Genomic DNA, 16,282 nt, shown 5'->3' with positions numbered 1-16,282 from the left:
TACGAACTCTCAGCTTACAAATTGAATTTTTTTAATCTGTTATAAAATGTACTTCTTGGTATATCTAACAGCTTAGCGGCAAGTGACACATTTCCCTGTGTTTTACGTAAAGCATCCATCATTAGGTCTTTTTGAACTTTTTCACGAAATGTGAGTGCGGGTAGGGACGTAGAATCATTGTCTTCTATTTCTTGTGAAGTATCAGAGTGAGAGATGTTCTTCTGGCCACCAAGATTTAAAGAACTTAAATAATTCAATATCCTCTCTTTTTCTGCTTCTGTTTTAAGCGAGATCTTCAAGCGTTCAAGTACATTAAATAATTCTCGAATATTGCCGGGCCACTGGTAATCTATTAATTTATCTACTAATTCCTTGGGGAAATTCATATTCCAAGCATTCTTTTGACAAAAGTAGCGCATCAGATGTGGAATATCTTCTTTCCTTTCTCGCAAAGGCGGAACATGCACGGGATACACGTGAAGTCGATAGTATAAATCTTCTCGAAACTTCCCTTCACTGACAAGTTGACGAAGATCTCGATGAGTAGCGGTAATAATCCGGATGTCTACCGAAATTTCCTGATTGCTTCCAACAGGCGTTACCTTGCGCTCTTGCAATACTCTTAACAAAGAAACTTGCATAGAATGAGGAAGTTCACCTATTTCATCAAGAAAAATCGTACCGTGATTAGCCTGCTCAAACTTTCCTTGATATCCTTGACGCCGTGCTCCTGTAAACGCTCCTTCCACATAGCCAAATAATTCACTTTCCATAAGTTCCTTCGGAATGGCACCACAATTAAGAGCAATAAAAGGCCCGTTTTTACGCGAACTGTTTTCATGAATCGTTCGGGCTACTACTTCTTTTCCAGTACCTGTTTCCCCTAAAATATAGACCGTTGTATCCGTAGGAGCCGCATGCTTTATTTCTTCTAGTGTTTGCTGAAAGGAACGGCTTATGCCTGCTTCTCCTTTAAAACAAAATGATTGAGCAGAGATCTGTTTAGTTGTTTGGTTATGAGTTGCTTCTTCTGATAAATAAATAATCTTTCCAATAGAATGACCGTGTCTTTTTGAAATTACAGGCACTTCCATCACTATACGAAATCCCTGTTGTACAATCGTGTTCAACTGCAGGCCTGACCATTTTGGTATACATTCCCGAACGGTTGTACTTGCTCCTACAATCACTTCTTTGTAATTGCAAAGCAGCAAGAGCTGCTTGCTATCAACAAAATTCATAGAAGCATGAACCAACTCAATTTCGTCTTTGTGCATTCGAATGCTTAATTCCCGCTCAATTGTATACGCGATGGACGTAACCATTCCAAGCATATAAGGGTGAGCTCTGTTTACAGGACAAGAAATATTAATAATCCCAATTAAATTTCCGTCGTCATTTCGAACAGGCGCTGCTGAACAGCTCCATTGATGCGAAGCAATCGAATAATGTTCTGTACCCGTTATCATAATGGGCTCTTCAGTTTGCAGAGCCGTGCCGATTGCATTTGTTCCTACTTCTTTCTCTGTCCAACAGGCTCCTTCCACAAAATTAATTTTCCTTGCTTCATTCAATGTAAGTCTATTTCCTGTAATAGATAGAATATAGCCTTCTGGGTCAATTAATAGAGCAACCATTCCTAAATCCGCCGTTGACTGTTTTATTCTTTCTAAGTGCGGCAAAGCCGTATCAAGAAATAAAGAGTTCATTTGTTTTCGAGAATGAAAGGCTTCATTTCTTAGAATCGATCTGCCTTTATCTAGGTAAGGATTAACATCTGCGCTTTTACAACGATGCCATGACTTTACAATAATGTCGTTTAACCTTGAGGATTCAAGTGCCCCTTCGTTTACAAAACGTTTCCATGTGTTTAAAGAAAGTGTGGATTCCATTCTATACCTCTCCCCTATAAACTTAATTGAATATAGTAAATCAAGGCTTGTTACCATTATTATAAATCACAAAGAAAACGTTATCATTATCAAAGATAGATTTTTAAACTCACGTTATGTAAAAATTAATAAAGAAACTAGACGAGGATGCAGGAAAACTCCTATACCTCTTCTGTGATTCCTTCATCCTCTAGTTTATCTTTTTGAATTATTCATTTTTACTTTTCATCCTTAAAGAGTTTAATAACTTGGGCACCTGCGTAATCAGGAGTGAACGGCCTGACCCGCTGAATGCAAAAGAGCTTCATGAATTGCTTCGGATAATGTAGGATGAGCAGCAATAAAATCTTCCATTACATCTGTGGTCAATTCTCCGTGCAGCATGATGGTTCCTTGTCCAATTAATTCTGTAGCATGTGAACCTACAATGGAAAGCCCAATAATTTCATTAAACTGTGGTTCTACTATTACCTTCACTTTTCCAACGGACTCATTTGCAATCATTGCTTTGCCGTTTGCCGTAAACGAGAATTCTCCGACACGAATATCGCCGTATGCGTCTCGGGCCTGCTTTTCTGTCATACCGACACTTGCAATTTCAGGATGAGTATAGATGCAGCGTGGTACAGCTCGGTAATTTACGTTCTTATCTTTTCCACATGCGTGCAAAGCAGCAACTGTGCCTTCATGAAAGGCTACATGAGCAAGCTGAATTCCGCCAACTACATCTCCACAAGCATAGATATTAGGTATATTCGTTTGCATATGCTCATTAACATCAATTCCTTGTTTTGAAAAATGTATGCCAACCTTTTCTAAACCTAAACCTAGCACTCTAGGTTTTCTTCCAATTGAAATTAATGCATAGTCAGATTGCAGTTCATGCAGCTCTTCTTTATGTTTAAATAGAGCTGTTTTATCTTCTGGCTGCATTTCTGTTAACGAAGAGGATGTATAAATCGCTACGCCTTTTTTCTCTAACTCTTCCCGTAACGTAAATGCGATATCGGGATCTTCACCAGGAAGCAGCTGTTCTGCCGCTTCCACAATCGTTACTTTTGTTCCCATTTGGCTGTAAATGCTTGCAAATTCACACCCAATTACACCCCCTCCTACTATTAAAAGAGATGAAGGGATAGCAGGCAGCGACATCGCTTGTCCACTGTGAATGATCCATTTTCCATCAAATGGAGAAAATGGCAGGCTAGCAGGTTCTGAACCCGCAGCAATAATAAACTGTTCAGCCTCTACCTCTTCTACTTGATTTTCGTTCCGCACGGCTAGACGATGATTTGTCAAAAAGGAAGCTTCTCCTTTCATGACTTTAATACTGTTTTTTTTCATCAAATAGCCAATTCCCTGAACCAGTTTTTTAACAATGTTTGTTTTATGATGCTGAACGCCATCCCAGTTAATTTTCACTTGTTCTAAAGGAAGAGTGATGCCGAATTGCTCAGCTTTCTTAATTTTCTCATAGGTTTCCGCGCTTGCTAATAATGACTTTGTTGGCATACAGCCCTCATTTAAACATGTTCCCCCTAAATCTTTTTGTTCAATTAACGTAACTTTTTTTCCTTGCCGGGCGGCAGTGATTGCAGCCACATATCCTGCAGGACCGCCGCCAATCACAACTAAATTATTCACGGGATGCACCCCTTTCTATAAGAGTAGTAAAATAGGCTGTTCTAAGTATTGTTTGATGGTTCCAAGGAAATTAGCTGCAGGTGCTCCGTCCAGTACGCGATGATCAAACGTCAGGCTTAAAGGCAGCAAGTTTCTTTTTTGTAATTCGTCTCCTTGATACATCGGTACATCTTCAGTAGCTCCAACACCAAGAATTCCTGTTTCAGGCGGGTTTAATACAGGTGTAAAATACTCTACTCCGTAAGCACCTAGATTAGTAATAGTAAATGTAGAACCTTGCATTCTATCAGCACTCAGCTGACCTTGCCGAGCATTCGCTGCTCGTGTTTTAAGCTCTGCAGCTAATTCAACTAACGACATCTTTTCAGCATGTTGTATAACAGGAACAACTAACCCATTTTCTAAAGCTACGGCCATTCCAAGATGAACATGGTTATAGAGATGAATTTCGTTATCTATATAGGCACTGTTCATTTGTTTATGTTCTTGAAGTGAAAGAACAACAGCGCGAGCAATAAAATCGGTTAGAGAGATTTTCACCTTATGGCGTTGTTGGATCACATCTTTGATTTCTCTCTGAAGAGACAGTAAATCCGTCACGTCAGCTTTCATATTAATCGTTAATTGGGCACTGTTTAATAAACTATTATGCATTCGACCTGCAATGACTTTCCTCATGCCCGCTACTGGAAGCGTTTCTTTGTTTATAGCGAGGTTATCTCTTTCTACCGATGGGGGACTCGCTTCTGAAGCTCTTTCCGCCAGCACTTTCTCCACATCTGCTTTTGTGATTCTTCCTTTTGGTCCTGTGCCTTTAATCGTTTCAACATTAAGGTTTTCAGATTCTGCTATTTTCCGTGCAATTGGTGAAATAAGCACAGTTTCTTTCCTCTTTTTTGATGGAGCTGCGTTTGCTGGTGGCTCTTCTAAAGAGACAGCAGCCGCTACCTCGTTTTTAGGCGCTTGCAGCTCATTTGCTGAACTGTTTTGCTCAGTAAGCTGCTCGTTTGGCTTTCCAACATAACAGATAATCGTTCCAGGAGGCACTCCTACATCTTCTTGCACAAGAATATCAAGAATCACGCCGTCCTGCGGAGCTTCAATCTCCATTTCTATTTTTTCAGAATTAATGCTTGCAATCATATCTCCTTTTGAAACGGAGTCTCCAACTTTTTTGTTCCATGTCGAAACGGTTCCTTCTTTCATTGCCATGCCTAGTTTTGGCATTACAACCTCTGCAGCCATTTTCTTCCTCCTCCTTTTCTTTAATTACACGCTTAGAAGCGATTTATCTCCTAGTAACTCCGATACAACTTCAATTACTTTTTGTGGCGTTGGCAGATAAATATCTTCTAATGGAGGAGAAAATGGCACAGGTGTATGTGGTGCTGTAATTCGTTTAATAGGTGCATCAAGCATGTCAAATCCTTTATCGGCAACTAGCGCAGCAATATCTGTTGCTATGCTGCATCTTGGATTGGCTTCATCAATGACAATTAATCGATTTGTTTTTTCTACAGACGAAAGAATGGTCTCTTCATCAAAAGGTGATAGACTTCGCGGATCGACTACTTCTACGTCAATTCCCTTGTGAGATAATTGATCTGCTGCCGTAAGTGCAGTATTTACTTGTTTTCCAATTGCTACAATGGTTAAATCTGTTCCTTCGCGTTTCACGTCAGCTTTCCCTAACGGAATCGTATAGTAGCCTTCAGGAACCTCTCCTTTCATGTTGTACAATGTTTTGTCTTCAAAAAAGATAACCGGATCATTGTCTTCGATTGCTGCCAACAATAATCCTTTTGCATCGTAAGGGTTAGAAGGCACCACTACTTTAATGCCAGGAATGCTAGTGAACAAAGCGTACAAGCTCTGAGAATGCTGAGCTGCAGCCCTAAATCCTGCTCCATGAGTCGTTCGAATCGTGACGGGCACTTCTGCTTTTCCTCCAAACATGTATCTAAATTTAGCACCTTGATTTAGCACTTGATCTAAACAGCAGCCAATAAAGTCATTAAACATTAATTCTGCAACCGGTCTTAACCCTGTAGCTGCCGCTCCCATTGCAGCTCCTATATAAGCTGCTTCTGAAATAGGCGTATCAAGAATTCTTTCACGTCCAAATTCTTGTACAAGCCCCTTCGTAACTCCAAGGACCCCGCCCCACGCCTCATCATCTTGCAGGTGGTCAATTTCCGCTCCGCCAGCTACATCTTCTCCCAAAAGAATCACATTCTCATCTTTTCGCATCGCTAGTTTCATAGCTTCGTTAATAGCTTCAGACATGCTTAATTTTCTAGTCATTTTCTTTTCCCCCTTCAATTAGTAAGATATATAAACATCCGTTAATAGTTCCGAAGCATCAGGATAATCGCTTGTTTCTGCTAGCTCCACTGCGCGTTTTACTGCTTTTTCTACATCATCATCAATATCTCTTAGCTCTTTTTCTGTTACTACTTGTTCTGAAAGCAAATAGTTTTCAAAAAGAGCAATAGCATCTTTTTCCTGAAGATGTTCTTTCTTTTCATTTCCTGATTTATACGTTTGTGCGTCGCCTTCGAAATGCCCGTAATTTCGATACGTTACACATTCAATTAATGTTGGACCTTCCCCTCTGCGAGCTCTTTGGATAGCTTCTGCAGCTGCTTCATAAACAGCCATCACGTCTTTTCCATCCACTCGTACGCCTGGAATGTTATAAGATGCTGCACGGTCTGCAATTGCGCTGCAGCTTGAAGCATAAGAAAATGGAGTTGCCTCTCCGTAGCCATTATTTTCAGCAACAAAAACAACCGGCAGTTTCCAAATGGCTGCTAAGTTAATTCCTTCATGAAACGTTCCTTCATTGCCCGCTCCGTCGCCAAAAAAGCAAACGCTTACATCTTTTGTCTTTTTATACTTAGAGGTTAAAGCAGAACCACATGCAAGCGGAAAGCCTCCTCCGACAATTCCATTTGCTCCTAAAATTCCTTTATCCAAATCCGCGATATGCATGGATCCGCCTTTTCCTTTGCCTAACCCGGTTACCTTTCCAAAAAGTTCAGCCATCATTCCATCTAAATCGCCGCCTTTAGCAATACAATGGCCGTGTCCGCGATGAGTGCTCGTAATACTGTCACTATCGTTAAGATGAGCGCACATTCCAACCGCGACTGCTTCTTCACCTGCATACAAATGAACAAAACCAGGCAGTACTCCTTTTGCGAAAATTTGATGTACTTCATCTTCAAACTTTCGAATTTCTACCATTTTCTGATACATCCAGCTGGCTTTTTCTTTCGTGAGCTTTTCTGTTTTATTTTGAGCAGTTTTCATTATAGTGAGCCTCCTCATTTGATTTCTAGACTTCACTTAACTATTCTTGCAAGTACCGTGCCAACATTGAAATCGCCTTGTACTAGCAATCTATTGTTTTATTTTGTCTCGTAAAGTTAGACAAAATTGGACACCATTCCAGCTTTGTCTAACTTTGTCCAAAATTAGACAGATAAATCATGTAAACTGAATTTAAGGTACATAATAAGCTTGCGTGACGAAAACAACATTGAATAATCAACAAGAAAGCTTTTATGTAAATATGATATAATGCTGAAGGAATCGTCTTAATTTTGAAGAACACCAAAGCTTTTAAAGGAGGTTGGTTAAAGTAAAACGGGTTTTATAAAAGTTTTACCGTAAAGCTGGATGTAAATTAATCGAGGAAAGATGAGGTGAAAACCTGGACAACATCCAAAGTTCTCGTCACTAGATGACATATCGCCAGGTTACTGTTATGCACAATGCAATTCAACACATTACAAGTTTTCATGTATACGCAGCCATTATTATATTTATCATTACATATTTTCTGATTATGACTGAAAAGATCAATCGCGCTTCAGCAGCTCTTTTAGGTGCTATATTAATGATTTTATTAGGTATTGTTGATTTTAATAATGCTATTACCGAACACATTCAGTGGGAAACGATTGTCCTTCTTATGGGTATGATGATTTTAGTCGGCATTACAAATAAAACAGGCGTGTTTCAATACGCAGCCATCAAGTCTGCTAAAATCGCTAAAGGTGATCCAGTTCGAATTCTAGTTATTTTATCGATCTTAACAGGCGTGGGATCAGCTTTTTTAGACAATGTAACAACGGTTTTATTAATTGTTCCCGTTACCTTTTCAATTACTACTATTTTAAATATTAATCCTTTTCCGTTTCTTATATCAGAAGTACTGTTTTCAAATATTGGAGGAACGGCAACTTTAATAGGAGACCCGCCTAATATCATGATTGGGGCAGCGAACCCTCACCTTGATTTTAATGCTTTTTTATTAAATTTAACTCCTGCAGTACTGATTATCGGTGTTGTTACGCTGGGGATTCTTGTTCTTATCTATCGTAAAAAGTTAAAAGTAGAAGATAGTAAAAAGCAAGAGCTAATGAGTTTAAATGAAAAAGATTATATTCAAGATTCCGTTTTAATGAAAAAATCGTTAACTGTATTAGTATTAACGATTTTGGGTTTTACCCTGCATTCCGTTTTACATATCGATGCCGCTATGGTAGCCATTACAGGTGCTGCTGTATTATTGGTAATTGGATTAAGAACTCATGATGAAGTAGAAAGCGCGTTTGATTCTGTTGAATGGACAACCATTATCTTCTTTGCAGGTTTGTTTGTTCTTGTCGGAGGATTAATCGATGTAGGCATCATCAAAAAACTTGCTGCAGGCGCGTTAAACGTTACAGACGGCAACATCGCACTGTCAGCCTATCTCATTTTATGGATTAGCGGAATTGCTTCAGCTGTTATTGACAATATTCCTTTTGTTGCTACAATGATTCCACTTATTCAAGATATGGCTCATGGGATGGGAATGAGCCCTGATTCTGCTCAAATCAGTGTACTATGGTGGTCACTGGCTCTAGGAGCATGTTTGGGAGGAAACGGTACGTTAATTGGAGCGTCTGCTAACGTAATTGTAGCTGGCATGGCTGTAAAAAAAGGACATAAATTTTCGTTTATGGACTTTTTGAAAATTGGAGCTCCCATCACGCTCGTATCTCTTTTGATTTCAACGTTATATATCTTCCTTCGCTATCTTTTATTCCTGTAAGGGAAGAGAAATTGAAATCTACAAGAACAGTAAAAAAGACTTCTCAATTGAGAAGTCTTTTTTGCTCTAGGTATATGCACTCAGGCGGCCCAAACGAAGTTGATAATAAAAGCGGCGCTAATAATGTACATAATCCAATGAATTTCCTTTGCCCTGCCGGCTAACAATTTAACGAATGTATAAGATAAAAATCCTAGCGCTAAGCCTTCGCCGATACTAAACGTTAACGGCATCAAAATAATGGTACAAAAAGCAGGCACAGCATCTGTTATCTCGTCTAAAGGAATGTTTTTGATTTCCGTTAACATGAGAGCTCCAACCATAATTAAAATAGGCGCTGTAGCAAAAGCAGGAATAATGCTAATTAATGGCGTAAATAAAATGCTCACTAAAAACAACATGGCAACGACCAGTGCTTTAAGGCCCGTTTTGCCTCCTTCTGCAATTCCCGCAGCATTTTCTACATACGCATTCATTGCAGTAGATCCCATAGCAGCACTGGCTACAGTCGCAAGAGAATCTGCCATAAGCGCTTTATCTAACCCTTTAATTTCTCCTTTTTCATCCATTAATCCAGCTTTTTTAGATAATCCAATCATCGATCCTAAATTATCAAATAGCTCCACAAGTGTAAATGAAAAAATAATAGAGAAAAGACCGTAATGAAGAGCAGATTTAATATCCATTTGTAAAAAAGTTTCTGACATGCTCGGCATTGAAAACGACACCACGCTGCTGATGCTTTTAGGTGCTTCTACTATGCCCAGCACCATCCCGGCAATTGATACTAGCAAAATGCTAATTAGGGCAGCTCCTTTAATTTTTCGAGCAGTTAATACAGTTACCGCGATAAAACCTAATAAAGCAAGTAATGGGCCCGATTTTGTAAGTTGACCAAGGGCTACTAAATTTTCTTTGTTGCTTACAATAATTCCTGCTTGCTTAAAACCGATAAAAGCAATAAATAGACCGATTCCAACAGAAATAGCACTTTTTAAAATAGCGGGTATCCCTTCAATAATCTTCTTGCGTAAGCCTGTTATTGTTAAAATAAAAAACACAACCCCTGAAATAAATACGGCTCCTAAACCTGTTTGCCACGTTAACCCTTCACCCAATACCACTGTATACGTAAAAAAAGCGTTTAGCCCCATCCCGGGTGCTACTGCAATAGGCATGTTCGCCCACAATGCAAACAAAAGAGTTGCAAAGACAGTGGCAAAAATCGTCGCCGCAATTGCCGCTTCTTTTGGAATGCCTGCATCTGCTAAAATCGTCGGATTAACAAAGATAATATAGCTCATCGTCACAAAAGTAGTAATTCCAGCAAGAATTTCTGTTTTTACATCTGTTTTGCGTTCGGTTAAATGAAACAGCTTATCCAACCATGAAGGATTAGGTGCTGATTTTTTTGTTAGTTCCATATGCTGAGCTTCAACTTTTTCATTCATCGCCACTTGCTTTTCACTCCTTTAATTTTCGATTCATCTTCTTTTAACTCGCTTTTACAGCTCCTCTATAAAACAGTGTGTTTTTAGCCATTTCGCCTCTCTTTTTTATGAAAATATCTATAAAAAGAGCCGTGAAAACAGAAGGAAATCCTTCTATCTTCACGGCTCTTTGCTTCTGTAAACAGAAGATAAGCATCCGTCTTTTACGTGTTTTGCAAAACAAACGATTTCATCGAACGTTTTGCAATTTATATAGAGAAGTTATTTAAAGCAAATAACCGTACAAGAATTCTCTGTAACAGGATCATAATCTCTAAATAAAGAAGTGACCTGGATATCAAATAAAAGCTCCACTTTTTGCTTTAGCATTTTTTTATATATAGTCGACAAAGCGGCATCAAGAGACATCACTAATTCTCTATATTCTTCACTTAGGGCTTCTAGTGCCGGCATTCTTTTTGATTGAGCTAGTATAAGAATTTTATTATCAATAATATCTATTTTTTGAGTATTCACGCCTACATTAAAAATTTCTTGGCTAATTTGAGTATACAAAGTAGCTATCTTCTTTTTAGAGATCGGCTCCATATGCTTCACCTTTTTCATTGTTAAAAATATGTTTTTGCTATATTGTTTTCACTTGATTATTGTCCTTTGACCAGCTGCCGACAAATTCAGGCTCATCATAGTCAAAGAAATTGGTTAAATTCTCGTGGCGGTTATCAATAAAAAGCTGATTGGCGACTTCTGATACGAGCTTTGGTATCGCATATTTTAGCCCTGAAAGAGCGGATGCAGAAATTCCACAGCTAATTAAAGCGGAATAATTAAAAGCAAAAAGGCCATATACCATTTTTTGACCTTCTTTATCGCGATTTAAAAAAGCAAAGCCGTTACTGAGGTAAGGATGGGCATCCAATACTGGGTTGGCGATTTCATGTGGTGCTTTGTAATGATCGCTCCAGCGGGCGATGTGTCTTTCAACAAGTAGCAATTCTGGACGCAGAGCCGGATCTGTTAGAAGCCCGGTGCTAATAATTAAATAGTCAAACGTAAACGTTCCCTGAGGAGTCGTTACAACTGCTTTGTCGTGTTTTTCCTCGACATCGAGCCATGGGGCATGTACGTGCAAATGAAAACCTGGCCATGAGGAAGCGCGTCCAAATGTATCATTCGTAGGCGGCTGATTGTATTCGGAAAAATGAGCCATCACTTCATATTTTTCAGCATCTGACAGAGCATGGAAACGTTCAATCATTCCTGAAGCTTCCATTTGTCTGATTGGATTAATACGCGGGAGTTCTTTTCGTCGAACAAATACATGAGCTTCAGCAACCCCTTCGGAAAGCGCATAGTTGGCGTTATCAAACGCTGAAGCTCCTCCTCCCAAAACAGCTACTTTTTTGTTCTTCAACGTAGTAAAATCAATGGTTTGTGAAGTGTGAGAATAAAGATGAGGCGGCAATTTTTCAGAAATCATAGGCGGGACATGCCACTCTCCTCCTCCTTGAATTCCTGTAGCTAGTATAACTTTACGTGCCATCAGTGTAGGACACACGGCTCCATTTCCTTCAATATGCAAGCGATGGATACCTGTTTCTGCAGGCTCAATTAAGGTTAATTTTATTTCATTTGCCACAGGAAGGTTAAGAATATTCCGATACCAGCGCAAATAATTCATCCAGTCTCCTCTTGGGATTTTGTCAAGAGCTTCCCAGCCTTCTGAGCCGAATTGTGCTTCCCACCACGCTTGAAACGTAAGCGAAGGCATACCTAAATCGATAGACGTTAAGTTTTTGGGCGTTCTTAACGTGATCATTCGCGCATACGTTTCCCACGGCCCTTCTAAACCCGAACGGTTTTCATCAATAACAAGAATATTCGACACGCGTTCTCGCAGCAAGCCAAAGGCCGTTCCTAAACCGCTTTGACCTCCTCCAATAATGATTACATCGTATACGTGTCCGCTCTTAGGGATAATTGGCTGGACCTCTGTTGGTTTCCTGAAGGAAAGGTAAGAAAGATCGGTTTCTACTCTTTTATTTAAAGCTTCTAAGCTCATCGTTATCTCTCCTTTCAATAAAGTTTCTCTGTGATAAAAAGTTTATTTTATACCTAACATAAAATGATAGGTTTTATAACATCATTTGATTTATATTTATATTATCACTTTTGGAATATGATTGTATCTCCATTCTCTCTAAAGTTTTTTTTACAAATTGTATAAAATCACTAATATATTTTTTTATATCTTATGTATGGAATCATATTTACATCGTTTAAAAGGAAAAAACCATTACAAAGTTTAATGAAGAAAGCTTTTCTGACATCAATTTTAAGGAGAGCGTGTGTAAGTTTGTGACAGTTATTTGTTAATTACGCTCTACTACTTGACTATCGTATTCATCAAATCTATAGTCATAATTAGTAACTCAGCAAAGGGAGTCAGCGTATGAGAAATTTATTTAAAATAACAGCTATATTTACAACGATTGTTATGTTTATTTTGATGATTGCCGGCAGCCTTGTAACAACCACAGGATCTGGATTAGGATGCGGCAACGAGTGGCCACTGTGTAACGGGCAGTTAATACCCGAATACGCAGTAGCAACAATGATTGAATATACGCATCGTTTGATTACCGCATTTGCAGGTCTTCTTGTTTTAGCGTTTTCTATTTGGGCTTGGATTCGTTATCGCAGAAACCGTGAAGTGAAAATTTTAGCGATTATGAGTATTGCATTTATCGTTATTGAGTCATTACTCGGAGCTTCTGCAGTTATCTGGCCTCAGTCAGCTGAAGCGCTAGCGCTTCATTTCGGTCTTTCGCTTATTGCGTTTACCGGCGTATTTTTACTTTCAATGTTTGTTATTCAAAAAGACCGTTCGGATCATTTTATTAAAGGAGCGGTTACAGGCAAATTTAAATGGCTCGCATGGTTTACGCTTCTGTTTACTTACTGCGATATTTATTTAGGGGCATATGTACGTCACAAAGGTGCAAGCTTAGCATGTACAAGCTTTCCTGCTTGTTATGGCAATACTCTTATTCCAAAACTTTCAGGAACAACAGGTATTCATTTTGCCCACCGATTTGCTGCTCTTGTGCTGTTTGTTCTTATCATTTGGATTATGGTATCTGCCATCAAACAGTATAAAGAAACCCGCCGTGATATTTACTACGCGTCCATCATTGCGGTTGCTTTAACCATTGCTCAAATATTTAGCGGTATCTTTGTTGTAATGTCTCGTTTAAATGTCTTTGCTACACTGTCTCACTCGGCATTCATTACAGCTTTATTCGCTACGCTTAGCTACATTTGTGTACAGACTTTAAAAGGAAAAAGACAATAAAACAGAAATAGCTCAAAAAAACACGTGCAGTTCATAGCTGCACGTGTTTTTTTGAGTTAAGCTAGTTCTATTCCGCCTGTAATCCCGTAAACTTGAGCTGTTACGTAGCTTGCATCCGTTGAAGCTAAAAATACGTATACATTTGCTAACTCTACCGGCTGACCAGCACGCTGCAAAGGTGTATCTTGTCCAAAGCCTGGAATAGCATCGCTTGGCTGCCCTCCAGAAATTTGCAGCGGCGTCCAGATAGGTCCTGGAGCAACGGAGTTGACGCGAATACCTTTTGGAGCTAATTGCTTGGCTAGTCCGCGAGTGAATCCGTTAATGGCAAACTTTGTAGCTGCATAATCTAATAAATTAGGGCTTGGGCTATAGCCTTGTACAGAACTTGTTGTAATAATAGAAGCACCTGCCGGTAAATAAGGCAGCGCTGCTTTTACGGTCCAATATAAAGAGAAAACATTCACTTCAAAGGTTTTGCGCAGTTGGTCCGTTTCTAAATCAGCAAGATCTTCTACTGCCTGCTGTTTGCCTGCTACGAGCGCTAGAACATCTAAACCATCTAATTCTTTATAAGCTTTTTCTACTAGCTCCTTGCAAAAAGATTCTTCGCCTACATCGCCAGGTATGAGCACGGCTTTTCTTCCTTCTGCTTCAATAAGCTTTTGTACTTCTTCTGCATCTGCTTGCTCTTGTGGCAAGTAATTAAGCGCAACGTCTGCCCCTTCTCTTGCGTAAGCGATAGCTGCTGCTCGGCCAATACCTGAATCTCCACCTGTCACAAGAGCTTTTCTACCTTTTAATTTACCTGCACCTATGTAACTATTCTCCCCGCAGTCTGGAATGACGTTCATTTCTTTTTGTACACCAGGCGGTTCTTGATACTGTTTTGGATAGTCTTCATGAAAATACTGAGTTAATGGATTGTTTAGTTTTGACATATTCGTCACTCCTTTATGAATGAATCCTTAACCAACTAAGGAAAAGTTTTCTATATACTTGTTCTTCCCGTCTGCTTCTTTAGTAAACATGTTTGATGTGCTCTATTATCCTCACGTTTCTTTCATTGCCCTTCCCCGTGCCTTTCAATCAAAAGCTAGAAACAGCTGCATACATGAAACCTACGTTCACCATTACCATGAAAAAATCCGAACGATTTGGATTCTCCCTTAAGAATCTCGATTCCTCGTTCGGATCTGCTTTCAACTAAAATACGTTTATCCCCCCTCTTTAAATAAATGGTGAGAGCTTTGTATTTTGCTGTGAACAATAAGCTTTCTTTCTCTTCTGTCCTGCTACTCTGTTAGTTCCACTTGTAAAGGCTTTGATTCTTCTTCGGCCTCTTTAGGAGTGCGAACGATTAACACATCACATTTGGCATAGCGTAAAATATGCTGAGATACGCTTCCGATTAAGATACGCTCTACGGCGTTTAACCCGGTTGCACCGCACACAATTAAATCAACGTGTTTTTCAGGGGCAATTTTTTTAGATATTTTTGTTTTAGGGGAGCCGTGTTCAATTAATGTCTCGACTTTCGTTACTCCGGCCTTCGTGGCTAGCTTACTATAGTTAGTTAAAAGTTCTTCAGCAAATTTCTCTGCATCTTGAAAGCGTGTATCCGTATAGAATGCATAAGGTGATGGACTTAGCGCCTGTATGTCGATAACGTGACAAATTATCAAATGAGCGTTATTTTTTTTCGCACTGTTAACTGCTTTTTTGAATGCCCACTCTGCTTCTACAGAACCATCTACTGCTACGAGGATGTTACGATAAGCCATATTCATCATACTCTCTCCTTTGTCTTTCGTTTATAAAGAACTTTCCTTGCTACACTTTTATTTTACTTCTTGCGCAAACGAAAGTATGTGATTTTTATCACAAGGTAGAGAAATTTAAAAAATAGAGCCGTGTGTAGTGCACGGCTCCATTTTTATTGAACTTGAGAGTTAAAAGTCATTATCCAAATCGATCCTGCTACAATCGTAATAACAAAAACGATTCCAAGTATTAAAGCCATCACATTATAACGAGGCTTCTCTCCGTCTTTAATATGCATAAAGAAAAACAGTTGAATGAAAAATTGAAGCACGGCCATTCCTAGAATGCCAGCTAGTAATATATTTTTAGCAAATACATGGTTTAATACCAGCATCAGAGGAATAACGGTTAAAATAATCGAGAAAATAAATCCTATTGTATAAGCTTTTAACGACCCATGGTTCTCCATCTACATCACCCCCATTAAATACACAACCGTGTAAAGGAAGATCCAGACAGCATCAAGAAAATGCCAGTATAAGCTGATAATCGTCACTTTTCGCTTTGTTACAGAGGTAATTCCGTATCGTTTTAATTGGATTGTAATTGAAATCATCCAAATGATGCCGACAGAAACGTGCAGTCCGTGCGTACTAACTAGCGTATAGAAAGCTGTAAAAAATGCGCTGGTGGAAATGGTTGCTCCTTCATGAACCATTGTTTGAAATTCATGAATTTCAAGGCCAACAAAGCACATACCTAAAAGCAGAGTTACGATTAGCCAGCCAATTAAAGGCTTTATTTTTTCCTTGTGCATGCTCAGCACAGCTAATCCGCTCGTAAAGCTGCTCGTTAATAAGATAAACGTTTCAGAAACAAATCCTGGAACTTCAAAAAATTCCTTTCCTGTAAGGCCTCCCGCAGTATGATTAACAAGAACGGCATACGTAGCAAATAATGCTCCAAATAAGATGCAGTCCGTTACGAGGAAAAGCCAAAAACCCATAACTTTGATTCCTTCATCATGTTCATGATGATGTTCTTCGTGGTGCGCTGTCGCATAAGCCAT

The 16,282-nt window shown here is 39.2% G+C and carries 14 protein-coding genes; 2 read left to right on the top strand and 12 right to left on the bottom strand.

From position 1 onward, the window contains the following. Positions 1–14: 14 nt before the first annotated feature. The 5 genes from LIS78_RS09885 to LIS78_RS09865 form a co-directional block, all read right to left on the bottom strand. Positions 15–1,892, bottom strand: a complete 1,878-nt coding sequence (locus LIS78_RS09885; protein ID WP_209151514.1) for a sigma-54-dependent Fis family transcriptional regulator — start codon at positions 1,890–1,892, stop codon at positions 15–17. Positions 1,893–2,156: 264 nt separating this feature from the next. Continuing rightward, complete coding sequence (gene lpdA / locus LIS78_RS09880; RefSeq protein ID WP_252285067.1) at positions 2,157–3,536, bottom strand: dihydrolipoyl dehydrogenase; 1,380 nt, start codon at positions 3,534–3,536, stop codon at positions 2,157–2,159. A 15-nt stretch (positions 3,537–3,551) separates the two neighbouring features. After that, positions 3,552–4,781: a dihydrolipoamide acetyltransferase family protein gene (locus LIS78_RS09875; RefSeq protein ID WP_209151512.1), complete on the bottom strand. Its 1,230-nt coding sequence runs from the start codon at positions 4,779–4,781 to the stop codon at positions 3,552–3,554. A gap of 24 nt (positions 4,782–4,805) precedes the next feature. Continuing rightward, on the bottom strand, positions 4,806–5,840 hold the full coding sequence (locus tag LIS78_RS09870; protein WP_013082775.1) for an alpha-ketoacid dehydrogenase subunit beta: 1,035 nt from the start codon (positions 5,838–5,840) through the stop codon (positions 4,806–4,808). An 18-nt stretch (positions 5,841–5,858) separates the two neighbouring features. Further along, entirely contained in the window at positions 5,859–6,851 is a 993-nt protein-coding gene (locus LIS78_RS09865) for a thiamine pyrophosphate-dependent dehydrogenase E1 component subunit alpha (protein ID WP_425334720.1), read from the bottom strand. A gap of 457 nt (positions 6,852–7,308) precedes the next feature. Here LIS78_RS09865 and LIS78_RS09860 point away from each other — a divergent pair, with 457 nt between their 5' ends. Further along, on the top strand, positions 7,309–8,643 hold the full coding sequence (locus LIS78_RS09860) for an ArsB/NhaD family transporter (protein WP_209151511.1): 1,335 nt from the start codon (positions 7,309–7,311) through the stop codon (positions 8,641–8,643). An 80-nt stretch (positions 8,644–8,723) separates the two neighbouring features. Here the strand turns inward: LIS78_RS09860 and LIS78_RS09855 are convergent, their stop codons facing one another. From LIS78_RS09855 to LIS78_RS09845, 3 genes are all read right to left on the bottom strand, one after another. After that, positions 8,724–10,100 carry an NCS2 family permease gene (locus LIS78_RS09855; RefSeq protein WP_252285066.1) on the bottom strand — a complete coding sequence of 459 codons (1,377 nt, stop codon included), beginning with the start codon at positions 10,098–10,100 and terminating at the stop codon, positions 8,724–8,726. A 255-nt stretch (positions 10,101–10,355) separates the two neighbouring features. After that, entirely contained in the window at positions 10,356–10,682 is a 327-nt protein-coding gene (locus tag LIS78_RS09850) for a Na-translocating system protein MpsC family protein (protein WP_195780396.1), read from the bottom strand. Positions 10,683–10,719: 37 nt separating this feature from the next. Further along, entirely contained in the window at positions 10,720–12,156 is a 1,437-nt protein-coding gene (locus LIS78_RS09845; protein WP_252285065.1) for an NAD(P)-binding domain-containing protein, read from the bottom strand. Between the two features lie 390 nt (positions 12,157–12,546). On the opposite strand from LIS78_RS09845, the gene LIS78_RS09840 reads away from it, so the two are divergent. Beyond that, positions 12,547–13,449 carry a COX15/CtaA family protein gene (locus tag LIS78_RS09840; protein WP_116075985.1) on the top strand — a complete coding sequence of 301 codons (903 nt, stop codon included), beginning with the start codon at positions 12,547–12,549 and terminating at the stop codon, positions 13,447–13,449. Positions 13,450–13,505: 56 nt separating this feature from the next. Here LIS78_RS09840 and LIS78_RS09835 read toward each other — a convergent pair whose 3' ends face one another. The 4 genes from LIS78_RS09835 to cyoC all read right to left on the bottom strand — a co-directional run bounded on the left by LIS78_RS09835 (position 13,506) and on the right by cyoC (position 16,282). Next, entirely contained in the window at positions 13,506–14,390 is an 885-nt protein-coding gene (locus LIS78_RS09835; RefSeq protein WP_035335612.1) for an SDR family oxidoreductase, read from the bottom strand. A 354-nt stretch (positions 14,391–14,744) separates the two neighbouring features. Then, positions 14,745–15,239: a universal stress protein gene (locus tag LIS78_RS09830; RefSeq protein WP_252285064.1), complete on the bottom strand. Its 495-nt coding sequence runs from the start codon at positions 15,237–15,239 to the stop codon at positions 14,745–14,747. A 146-nt stretch (positions 15,240–15,385) separates the two neighbouring features. Then, positions 15,386–15,682 (bottom strand): cytochrome o ubiquinol oxidase subunit IV, encoded by a 297-nt coding sequence (gene cyoD / locus LIS78_RS09825; RefSeq protein WP_252285063.1) that lies wholly within the window; start codon positions 15,680–15,682, stop codon positions 15,386–15,388. Further along, entirely contained in the window at positions 15,683–16,282 is a 600-nt protein-coding gene (gene cyoC, locus LIS78_RS09820; RefSeq protein WP_195780399.1) for a cytochrome o ubiquinol oxidase subunit III, read from the bottom strand.

Origin of the sequence: Priestia megaterium, from assembly GCF_023824195.1 — a bacterium.
In the GTDB taxonomy this organism is placed as follows: domain Bacteria; phylum Bacillota; class Bacilli; order Bacillales; family Bacillaceae_H; genus Priestia; species Priestia megaterium_D.
The sequence above is the reverse complement of the archived record's forward strand: the minus strand, read 5'-3'. Positions and strand labels throughout refer to the sequence as shown.

What these genes read in the sequence shown, in the direction of transcription:
- LIS78_RS09885 (WP_209151514.1), bottom strand. Translation starts at nt 1,892, where the DNA reads ATGGAATCCACACTTTCTTTAAACACATGGAAACGTTTTGTAAACGAA.
- LIS78_RS09875 (WP_209151512.1), bottom strand. Translation starts at nt 4,781, where the DNA reads ATGGCTGCAGAGGTTGTAATGCCAAAACTAGGCATGGCAATGAAAGAA.
- LIS78_RS09870 (WP_013082775.1), bottom strand. Translation starts at nt 5,840, where the DNA reads ATGACTAGAAAATTAAGCATGTCTGAAGCTATTAACGAAGCTATGAAA.
- LIS78_RS09865 (WP_425334720.1), bottom strand. Translation starts at nt 6,851, where the DNA reads ATGAAAACTGCTCAAAATAAAACAGAAAAGCTCACGAAAGAAAAAGCC.
- LIS78_RS09860 (WP_209151511.1), top strand. Translation starts at nt 7,309, where the DNA reads ATGCACAATGCAATTCAACACATTACAAGTTTTCATGTATACGCAGCC.
- LIS78_RS09850 (WP_195780396.1), bottom strand. Translation starts at nt 10,682, where the DNA reads ATGGAGCCGATCTCTAAAAAGAAGATAGCTACTTTGTATACTCAAATT.
- LIS78_RS09845 (WP_252285065.1), bottom strand. Translation starts at nt 12,156, where the DNA reads ATGAGCTTAGAAGCTTTAAATAAAAGAGTAGAAACCGATCTTTCTTAC.
- LIS78_RS09840 (WP_116075985.1), top strand. Translation starts at nt 12,547, where the DNA reads ATGAGAAATTTATTTAAAATAACAGCTATATTTACAACGATTGTTATG.
- LIS78_RS09835 (WP_035335612.1), bottom strand. Translation starts at nt 14,390, where the DNA reads ATGTCAAAACTAAACAATCCATTAACTCAGTATTTTCATGAAGACTAT.
- LIS78_RS09830 (WP_252285064.1), bottom strand. Translation starts at nt 15,239, where the DNA reads ATGAATATGGCTTATCGTAACATCCTCGTAGCAGTAGATGGTTCTGTA.
- cyoD (WP_252285063.1), bottom strand. Translation starts at nt 15,682, where the DNA reads ATGGAGAACCATGGGTCGTTAAAAGCTTATACAATAGGATTTATTTTC.
- cyoC (WP_195780399.1), bottom strand. Translation starts at nt 16,282, where the DNA reads ATGGCTTATGCGACAGCGCACCACGAAGAACATCATCATGAACATGAT.